This window comes from Streptomyces sp. 8N706, from assembly GCF_052245415.1.
Lineage (GTDB): Bacteria > Actinomycetota > Actinomycetes > Streptomycetales > Streptomycetaceae > Streptomyces.
On sequence record NZ_JBQQBW010000171.1, the window covers coordinates 1 to 10,627 of the forward strand.

At 73.5% G+C, this 10,627-nt stretch carries 2 protein-coding genes; both read right to left on the reverse strand.

Annotated elements, in window-relative coordinates:
• Positions 1 to 1,853: type I polyketide synthase (locus ACTWQE_RS32500; RefSeq protein ID WP_443332687.1), on the reverse strand; the 1,853-nt coding region annotated here is incomplete at its 3' end.
• 20 nt (positions 1,854 to 1,873) lie between these two features.
• Positions 1,874 to 10,627 (reverse strand): SDR family NAD(P)-dependent oxidoreductase (locus tag ACTWQE_RS32505; RefSeq protein WP_443332688.1); only part of this gene is annotated, 8,754 nt, incomplete at its 5' end.

Sequence of the window (10,627 nt, forward strand, 5' to 3'; positions counted from 1 at the left end):
TCGGCGACGGTTTGGGCGAAGGTGGGGACGGTGTCGAGGAGTTCCCCGCCCATGCCGGGCCATTGGGAGCCCTGGCCGGGGAAGACGAACACCGTCCCACCGCGCTCGGCACCCGCCTGACCCGTGAGGAGACGGGGGTCGGGGTTGCCGGCCGCGAGGGCGTCCAGGGCTGTGGCGAAGTCGGTGCGGTCACGGCCGAGGATCACCGCACGGTGCGGCAGATGAGCGCGGGTGTGCCACAGCGCCGAAGCAACCGCGGCTAGGCGGCGGGGTCCTGGCGTTTGGTCATTTTCTTGTGTGTTGCCGGCCTCGGTGGTCGCTTCGGCAAGCGGTCGCATCCGCGCTGCGACCTCCGCCAGCGCCGCTGGGGAGGCTGCGGACAGCACCCAGGGCACCAGGTCCGAGGTGGCGGGCGCCTCGTCCGGCGCGGGCTCCGATCCAGGCTCCGCGGGCTCCGCCGGTTCGGGTGTGGGGGCTTGCTCGAGGATCAGGTGGGCATTGGTGCCGCTGATACCGAAGGAGGAGACCGCGGCGCGGCGGGGCCGGCCGGTCTCGGGCCAGGGCCGGGCCTGCTGGTTGACCAGTTCAACGGTGCCGGCGGTCCAGTCCACGTGGGAGGTGGGCTCGTCGGCGTGGAGGGTGCGGGGGAGGGTGCCGTGACGCAGGGCCTGGATCATCTTGATGACGCCGGCGACTCCGGCGGCGGCCTGGGTGTGGCCGATGTTGGACTTCACCGAGCCCAGCAGCAGCGGCCGCTGCGCATCGCGTCCAACGCCGTAGGTGGCCAGCAGGGCCTGGGCTTCGATCGGGTCGCCCAGGGCGGTGCCGGTGCCGTGCGCCTCGACCGCGTCGACGTCGTGGACGGTCAGCCCGGCATGGTCCAGCGCCGCACGGATCACCCGCTGCTGCGCCAGACCGTTGGGCGCGGACAGGCCGTTGGACGCACCATCCTGGTTGACCGCACTGCCCCGCACCACGGCGAGAATGCGCCGACCGTTGCGCCGAGCATCCGACAAACGCTCCAGCACCACCACACCCACACCCTCTGAGGGGCCCATGCCGTCGGCCTCCTCGGAGAACGCCTTGCAGCGTCCGTCGGCCGCCAGCCCCCGCTGCCTGCTGAACTCGACGAAGACGGACGGGGTGGCCATGACGGTCACCCCGCCTGCCAGGGCGAGGGTGGATTCACCGGACCGCAGGGACTGGGCCGCCAGATGCATCGCCACCAGCGACGACGAGCACGCCGTGTCGACGGTCAGCGCCGGGCCCTCCAGACCGAGCGTATAGGCGACCCGGCCGGAGACCACGCTGCCGACGTTGCCGGTGATCGCATGGCCCGCCGTGCCGTCGGACGACATCGCCAGGGACGCGTAGTCCTGCCCCGCCACGCCGGCGAACACCCCGGTGGGGGTGCCGCGCAGTGCGCTGGGAGCGATACCGGCGTCCTCGATGGCGTGCCAGGCGGACTCCAGCAGCAGCCGCTGCTGCGGATCCATCGCCGCGGCTTCCCTGGGCGAGATCCCGAAGAACGCGCTGTCGAACCCCGCGGCGTCGTCGAGGAAACCGCCCTCACTGGCGTAGCTCGTACCGGGGTTGTCCGGATCCGGATCGAACAGGTTCGCCAGATCCCAGCTGCGGTCGGCCGGGAGCGGGCCGATGGCGTCGTGGCCGTCCGCGGCCATCCGCCACAGGTCGTCCGCCGATTCCACCTGGCCCGGGTACCGGCAGCCGATGCCGATCACCGCGATCGGTTCAGAGAACTTGCTCTCCGCCTCGCTGAGCCGTCGCCGTACGTCGCGCGTCTCGGCGATCGCCTTCTTCAAATAGTCCCGGAGTTGCCGTTCGTCGGCCACTGTCGTTCAGCTCCTCTTGGTCACGGGGTCGGGTTGTCGACGAGACGGAAGAGGTCTTCGTCGCTGGCCTCGTCAAGGTCGTCCCCGTCGGCAGACGGTGCGCCTGTGGCCTGTTCCCAACGGTTCTGCAGGGACCGCAGCCGGGTGGTGATGCGATCGTCGGTGCCGTGCGTGGTGACGGCCCCCAACACCGCTGCCAGGCGGTCGAGTTCGGCGAGCACGGTCTCGGTCGGATCAGCGTCCGCCGGGGCGAGCTGCGCCAGCAGGAAGGCGCCGAGTGCCTCGGCGTTCGGGTGGTCGAAGGCCACCGCCGAGGGCAACCGCAGCCCGGTCGCCTTGGACAGCCGGTTGCGCAGTTCCACGGCGCTGAGCGAGTCGAAGCCGAGATCCCGGAAGGCCCGCCCGGAGGGCACCGCCGTACCGGAGGTGTGGCCCAGAACGATCGCCGCGTGGTCCCGCACCAGGTTCGACAGCAGCCGGATCCGGTCGGGGCCGGCCAGCGGCATCAGACGCTTGACCAGCGCGTCGGCGTCGGTCGCCGCACCGGCCTGCGCGGCCCGGCGCAGTGCGGGTCGTATGAGGTCGCGGAGCTGGGGTGCGACCGGGCCGCGGTGTGCGGAGGGGTCGAGCCGGGCGGCCACGAACAGGGCGTCCGGTGCGCCGTCGGCGGCGTCGAACAGGGCCAGTCCCTCGGCCGTGCCCAGTGCCGTCATCCCGCCGCGGGCGAGCCGGGCCAGGTCGACGTCGGTGAGCCGGGCGGTGGTGGTGCTCCGCTCGTCCCACAGACCCCAGGCCAGGGAGCTCGCGACCAGCCCCAGGGACCGGCGGTGGCCGGCGAGGGCGTCGAGGAAGGTGTTGGCGGCCGCGTAGTTGGCCTGCCCGGGGCCGCCGAAGAAACCGGCGGACGACGAGAACAGCACGAACGCCGACAGGCTCAGATGGCGGGTCAGTTCGTGCAGATTCCAGGCACCACGGGCCTTGGCCGCGAACACCCGGTCGACCTGATCACTTGTCAATTCCTCTAGTACGCCGTCGTCCACGACCGCGGCGGCGTGCACCACGGCCGTCAGCGGACGGTCGGCGGGAATGCCGGCCAGGACCGCGGCGAGCTGCTCGCGGTCGGCGACGTCACAGGCGACGACGTCGGCCTGTGCGCCGAGTGCGGTCAGTTCCTCCGCGGCGGCGGGGTCGCCGCTGCGGCTGAGCAGCACCAGGTTCCGGGCGCCGTGCTCGGTGACCAGATGCTGTGCCACCAGCCGGCCCAGCACGCCCGTGCCGCCGGTCACCAGGACGGTGCCCGTCGGGTCGAGCCGCCGCGGCAGCGTGAGCACCACCTTGCCGATGTGCCGGGCCTGGCTCAGATGCCGCAGCGCCTCGGGTGCGCGGCGCACGTCCCAGCAGGTCACCGGCGGCGGCTGGAGCGCACCGGACTCGAAGAGCGCCACCAGCTCGCCGAGCATCTCCCCGATCCGGTCCGGCCCTGCGGCCGACACCAGCTCGTACGGCCGGTACCGCACCCCGGGGTGCGTGCGGCCGAGGTCGTCCGGGTCGCGCAGATCGATCCGGCCCATCTCCAGGAATGTGCCGCCGGGGGCGGTCAGCCGCAGCGACGCATCGATGAAGTCACCGGTGAGCGAGTTCAGTACGACATCGAACCCGCGGCCCGCGGTGGCGTCCCGGAAGTGCTCCTCGAACTCCAGGTCACGAGAGGACGCCAGCCGGTCCGCGGCGACGCCCAGCTCGTGCAGCACCGGCCACTTGCCCCGGCTCGCGGTCGCGAACACCTCGGCACCCAGGTGCCGGGCGATCTGGGTCGCTGCGGTACCGACACCGCCGGCCGCGGCATGGACCAGGATGGACTGGCCGACGGTGAGCCCGGCGAGGTCCACCAGCCCGTAGTAGGCGGTCAGATGGACCACCGGCAGGGCCGCAGCCGTGGCGAAGTCGAGGCCGCGCGGGACGGGGGCGACAAGCCGGCGGTCCGTGACAGCCATCGGCCCGATCGCGTCCGGGAACAACCCGAACACCCGGTCACCGGGCGCGAGGTCCGTCACCCCCGCTCCGACGTCGACCACCACGCCCGCCGCCTCACTGCCGATGGTCGCGTCCGGGTCCGGGTAGAGGCCCAGCACGATCAGGGTGTCGCGGAAGTTGAGGCCCGCGGCGCGCACCTCGATACGGACCTGGCCGGGGCCCGGTGCGTCGAGTACAGAGGGCAGCTCCACCGCGGCGATGTCGTCGAACGTCCCCCCGGCGGGCTTGCCCAGGCACCAGCCCGGCAGGTCGGGGAGCGCCAGCTCGCCCGTCCCGTCGGCCTTGTGCAGACGAGGCACCAGGGCCGTGTCGGCGCGCACCGCCACCTGCGGCTCGGGCACGCGCAGCGCGTCCCGTACCGCGTCGCCCGAGAAGGCGTCGGCGGGGCCGTCCGCCAGGTCGAGCAGTGTGAAGCGCTCCGGGTGCTCGGCCTGCGCCGAGCGCACCACGCCCCACACCGAGGCGGCCACTGGGTCTGGGCCACGTCCCGGGCCCGCCGCCATCGCGTGCCGGGTGACCCAGACCAGACGCCGCTCGGCGGTCCGCTCATCGGCGAGCCAAGCCCGCAGCGTCGTCAGCGCCTCCAGCACCGCGGCCTGTGCGTCCGCCGCCGCGTCACCGGAGTGGGCCGGCCGGCAGGACAGCAGGACGGTGTCGGCGGGTGCGTCGGCGGCGGCGGTGAGGTCCGGGTACGTGGACACCTCGCACGCTCCGTCCAACGCCGCGGCCAGGGCGTCGTCACCGACGACGGCGACCCGCTGCGGCCCGGACGCCTCGGCGGCCGGCTCTGCCGGGACCCAGCGTTCGGCCAGCAGCGGGCCATGACGCTCGGTGTGCAGCCCGTGCGCCGACAGCGGCCGCAGCCGCAGCGAACGGACCTCGGCGACCGGCGCTCCGGTCCCGTCGGCCACCTCCACACCGATGCCCGAGCCGCCGTCCGGGCTCAGCCGTACCCGCAGCGCGGTTGCCTCCACCGCGTGCAGCGTCGCCGAGGACCACGAGAACGGCAACTGGGTGTTGCCGCGGAGCTCCTCCGGCACCAACGCGCCCAGGGCCAGGGGGTGCAGCGCAGCGTCGAGCAGCGCGGGATGCAGGCCGAAGCCCGCCACGGGCACGTCCTCGGGCAGCGCCACTTCGGCGAACACCTCGTCACCCCGCGTCCAGGCCGCTCGCACGCCGCGGAAGGCGGGTCCGTACGCCAGTCCGAGCGCGGCATAGCGGTCGTAGAGGTCCTCGACGTCCACCGCGGTCGCCCCGGGCGGCGGCCACTGCTCCAGGCGTGCCGCGGCAGCGGAAGCCGGCGCGTTCAGCGTGGCACTTGCATGGCGGGTCCACGGTGCGTCCTCGGGCGCGTCATCCGGCCGGGAGTGGCAGGTCAGGTTGCGCAGCCCGGTCGCGTCCGGGGCATCCACCGTCACCTGGACCGCGACGTTCCGCCCGGGGGGCAGGAGCAGCGGCGCCTCCAGCGTCAGCTCCTCGATGCCCGGCGCGCCGGCCCGCAGGCCCGCGTGCCACGCTAGATCGAGGAAGGTCGTTCCGGACAGCAGGGTGGTGCCGTCGACCGCGTGGTCGGCCAGCCAGCCGTGGGTGCGGGCCGATACCCGGCCGCTGAGCAGCAGTCCTCCCTCGGCGAGGGCGACGGACGCGCCGAGCAGCGGATGCTCGGCGGCAGCCAGGCCGACCGAGGACAGATCTCCGGTGCCGCCGGTGGCCGTGGCCCAGTACCGCTCATGGTCGAACGGGTAGACCGGCAGCTCCAGATGGCCGTCCGCCGCGCCCCACCACGCGTCCCAGTCGACCGGCAGGCCGTGCACGTCCGCGGTGGCCAGCGCGCGGACGAACCCTTCCGGTCCGCCGGCGTCTCGGCGGAGCGTCGCCACCACGCCGATGTCCTCATGGCCCGCGTCCTCCAGCGTGGCGCGCAGCGCCGACGCCAGCATCGGGTGCGGGCTGACCTCCAGGAAGACCGTGTGCCCGGCGTCCGCGAGTGCACGGGTGGCCGACTCGAAACGCACCGGCTCACGGGTGTTGCGGTACCAGTAGTCCGCGTCCAGGTCCGTACCGGTGATGGCCTGGCCCTCCACGGTCGAGTAGAACGGGACTGTTTCGGGGGTGGGAGTGATGCCGGCCAGCGACTCGGTCAGCCCCTCGCGCAGGGTGTCCATCAGCGGCGAGTGACCGGCGGTCTGGATGCCGGCGATCCGTCGGGTACGCACCCCATGGGCGGTCAGTTCCGCCTGGTACTCCTCCAATGCCGTCAGATCGCCGGAGACGGTGACCGCACCGGGCTCATTGAACGCGGCGATGGAAAGCCGGTCTCGCCACGGTGCGATCGCCGCTTCCGCTTCCTCTGCCGGAAGCGTGACCGAGAGCATCCCACCGCGGTCGGTCAGCCCCATCATCGCGGCACTGCGCTCGGCAACGATCCGGACCGCGTCGGCCAGCGAAAGGATCCCCGCGACATGGGCCGCGGCGACCTCCCCCTGCGAATGCCCGACGACCGCGTCCGGCCGCACACCGTGTGCCTGCCACAGCGCGGCCAGCGCCACCATCGTGGTGAACAGCACCGGCTGGACGACGTCAAGCGTCTCCATCGGCCGCGCACCCGGCCTGTCCGTGAGGGTGTCCGCGACCGACCAGTCGACATGGTGCGCGAACTCCCGGTCGCAGGCGGCGACGGTGTCGCGGACGATGTCACTGTCTGCCATCAGCCCGGCCATCATCCCGGCCCACTGCGAACCCTGGCCGGGGAAGACTAAAGCGACCTTCGGTCGCCCGCCCGCCGCACCGGTCACTACCTGCGGGTGGGCATCGTCGTCGGCGAACGAGGCCAGCAGTTCGGCCAGTTGCGCCCTATCCTCGGCGAGGAACGCGGCCCGGTGTGGCAGTTGAGCCCGGGCGGTGCGGGCGCGGGCGATCTCGGCGGGCGAGACGTTCCCGGCGTCGCGCAGATACGCGTGCAGGTCGCGCGCCTGGTTCCGCAGCGCCGCGGGCGACTTCGCCGACAGCAGCACCGGCGCGACGCGCCCGGTGTCCGGCGCCTGCGCGTCCTGGACGGCCGGCTCGGGCGACTGCTCCAGGATCAAATGCGCATTCGTCCCGCTGATCCCGAACGACGACACCGCGGCACGCCGGGGACGGTCCGTACGCGGCCAGGGGACGGTGTCCACCGGAAGCGCGACCGTGCCCGACGACCAGTCGACGTGCGGGGTGGGCTCGTCGGCGTGCAGCGTGCGCGGCAGCGCACCGTTGTGCAGGGCCAGAGCCATCTTGATCACGCCCGCGACGCCCGCGGCGGCCTGGGTGTGGCCGAGGTTCGACTTGATGGAACCGAGGTGGAGCGGCGCCTCCGAGGTGTGGGCCGTCCCGTAGACGGCGTGCACCGCCTGGGCCTCGATGGGGTCGCCGAGCTTGGTGCCCGTACCGTGCGCCTCGACCGCGTCCACCTCGGCGGCGCTGACCCCGGCGTCGGACAGTGCGGCCCGGATGACGCGCTGCTGGGACGGGCCGTTGGGCGCGCTCAGGCCGTTGCTGGCGCCGTCCTGGTTCACCCCGCTGCCGCGGACGACCGCGAGGATGCGCCGCTTGTTGCGCAGCGCGTCCGACAACCGCTCCAGCAGGACGACGCCGACACCCTCGCCGAAGCCGGTCCCGTCCGCATCGCCGGAGAACGCCCGGCAACGGCCGTCGGACGACAGCGCACCCTGCCGGTCGTAATCGAGGAACAGCGTCGGCGTCGACATCACCGTCGCGCCGCCCGCCAGCGCCAGCGAGCAGTCGCCGTCGCGCAGCGCCCGTACCGCCAGGTGCAGCGAGACCAGCGACGACGAGCACGCGGTGTCGATGGACAGGGCCGGCCCCTCCAGGCCGAGCGCGTAGGCGACCCGCCCCGAGACGACGCTGCCCGCGTTGCCGGTGCTGCGGTACCCGGCGAACTCCTCCGGTACGGTGCCCGCGCCCTGCAGATAGTCCTGATACATCACGCCCGCGAACACTCCGGTGGGAGTGCCGCGCAGCGTGGTCGGGTCGATGCCCGCGTGCTCGATGCTGTGCCAGGCGGTCTCCAGCAGGAGCCGCTGCTGCGGGTCCATGGCCAGCGCCTCGCGCGGGGAGATGCCGAAGAAGGCCGCGTCGAATCCCGCCGCGTCGTCCAGGAAACCGCCCTGCCGGGCGAACCCGGGGCCTTCGCCGATGTCCCAGCCGCGGTCCGTGGGGAAGGCGCCGATGGCATCGCGACCGTCCAGCAGCAGCCGCCACATGTCCTCGGGCCCCTGCACCCCGCCGGGGTAGCGGCAGCCGATCCCGATGATCGCGACCGGTTCGCCGTCGATCCGGCCGGCCGCCAGGTCCGCCGCTACCGCGGCTGGGGCCCCGGACAACTGCTCGGTCAGATGGCGGGCCAGCGCATCGGGCGTCGGGTGGTCGAAGACCAGGGTGGCCGGGAGCCGCAGCTCGGTGGCCTCGGTCAGACGGTTGCGCAGGTTCACCGAGGTCAGCGAGTCGAACCCGAGGTCCTTGAACGGCTGCGCCGGGTCCAGGGCATGGCCCGCGGGGTGGCCGAGCGCGGTGTTGGCGTGCTCGCGGACCAGCTCCAGCACGGTTTCGTGACGCTCCGCCGCCGGCAGTCGGCGCAGCCGCGCGGCGAAGTCCGTGTCCTCGCCGGCCGTCGGGGCGCCGACCGCCGACCGTCGTCGCACCGCCTTCGGCACCAACCCCCGCAGCAGCGGCGACACTCCGCCCCTCCGCAGCCGGCGCGCGTCCACGCTGAGCGGCAGCACGACCGGCTGCGCCACGCCCGCGGCGGCGTCGAACAGGGCGAGCCCGTCCTCGGTGCCGAGCGGCCGCAGCCCGCTCTCCGCGAGCCGGTCCCGGTCGGCCCGGTCCAGGTGCGCGGTCGTCCCGGTCGCTTCGTTCCACAGCCCCCACGCCAGCGAGCTGCCGGGCAGACCGGCGGCCCGTCGGTACTGGGCGAACGCATCGAGGAAGGCGTTGGCCGCCGCGTAGTTGGCCTGGCCCGCGCCCCCGAACGTGCCGGCCGCACTGGAGAAGAGCACGAAGGCGGTCAGGTCCCGGGTCTGCGCATGCAGATTCAACGTGCCCTGCACCTTGGGCCGCAGCACCGAGGTGAGTTGCTCCTCGGTGAGGCCGGTCACGGTGGCGTCGCTGAGGAGCCCGGCGGTGTGGACGACGGCGCCCAGCGGGTGGTCCGCCGGTACCTCGCGCAGTGCCTGGGCGAGCTGTCCGGCGTCGGCGACGTCACAGGCCACCGCAATCGGTTCGGCGCCCAGCGCGGCCAGTTGCTCGGCCAGCGCGGTGGGACGGGTACGGCTCAGCAGCAGCAGATGCCGCACACCGTGGCGGGTCACGAGGTGCTGGGCCAGGTGCCCGGCGAGTCCGCCGCTCGCGCCGGTGATCAGGACGGTCCGGTCGGCATCGAAGGGCATCGCGTCCGGGGGTGCCGGGGCGGCGGCGCGGACCAGTTGAGGCACGTGTGCAGTGCCGCTCCGCACTACGATCTGCGATTCGTGTGCCGCGAGAGCGAAGCCGACCGCCGCGGCGGCCTCGTCGAGCGCGTCGGCCGCGAGGTCGACCATGGTGATCCGGTCCGGGTGCTCGGCCTCCGCGGTGCGGGTCATCCCCCACAGTGGCGCATGGGCCAGGTCGGGCCGGTCGTCCGGCCCGGTGGCCTGTGCACCGGAGGTGACCACGACCAGAGGGATGTCCTCGGTGGTCGGGTCCGCCAGCCAGCTCTGCAGCGTCCGCAGATGGCGCTGCAGCGTCGCGGTCACGGCGGCGCCCGTGGCGTCGTCGCCGTCGTCCCGGGGTGCCGGGAGGCAGGGGAGCAGGACTGCGTCGGGCGCGTCGGTACCGGTGGACAGCGCGGCCGCGAGCGCGGCGGTGTCGGCCCAGCCGCGGACCGTGACGCCGGCTTCGGTCAGCGCCTCGACCAGTCCGTCGTCGCCGATGACGTCGTAACGGGTGCCCGCCGCGGGCGCGTCGAGGTTGCCGGCCTGCGTCCAGCCCAGGGTGAACAGGGATCCCTGCTGCGCGCCCTGCGGCAGTGCCGCGGGGCGCAGCCGCAGTGCGTCGATGACCGCGACCGAGGCACCGGCCGGATCCGCGACGGCGACGGCGACGGTGTCGTCGTCGGTCGCGGTCAGCCGCACCCGCAGCCCGGTCGCGCCGGTGGCGTGCAGCGCGGCGCCGGTGAAGGAGAACGGCACCAGCGGCGGGCCGGATCCCTCCCGGCCCAGGGCGAGCGGATGCAGTGCGGCGTCGAGCAGGGCCGGGTGCAGGCCGTAGCGGTCGGCGTCGGTGCCCTCGGGCAGGGCGACCTCGGCGTAGATGTGTTTCTCGTCGCGCCAGGCGGCCTGGACGTTCTGGAACGCTGGCCCGTAGTACAGGCGGTTGTCGGCGAGTTGGGCGTAGAGGTTGTCGACGTCGACCGGTTCGGCGCCGGGAGGCGGCCAGGCTGTCAGGTCCACCGTCGCCATGCTGTGCGGGGTGAGGACCGCGGACGCGTTGTGCGTCCACTCCTCCCCGTCGGCGCCGGTGTGCACGGTGGCCTGCTGCGATCCATCGGCTTCCGGAGGGTGCACGGTGACCCGCACCCGCGTCGGACCCGACGGCGGCAGAACAGCCGGGTCGTGCAGCGTCAGCTCGGTCGCGGTCAGGCCGTCACCCGCGGCCCAGACCAGCTCCGCGATGCCCGTTCCGGGCAGTAGTGCGGTGTTGTTGAC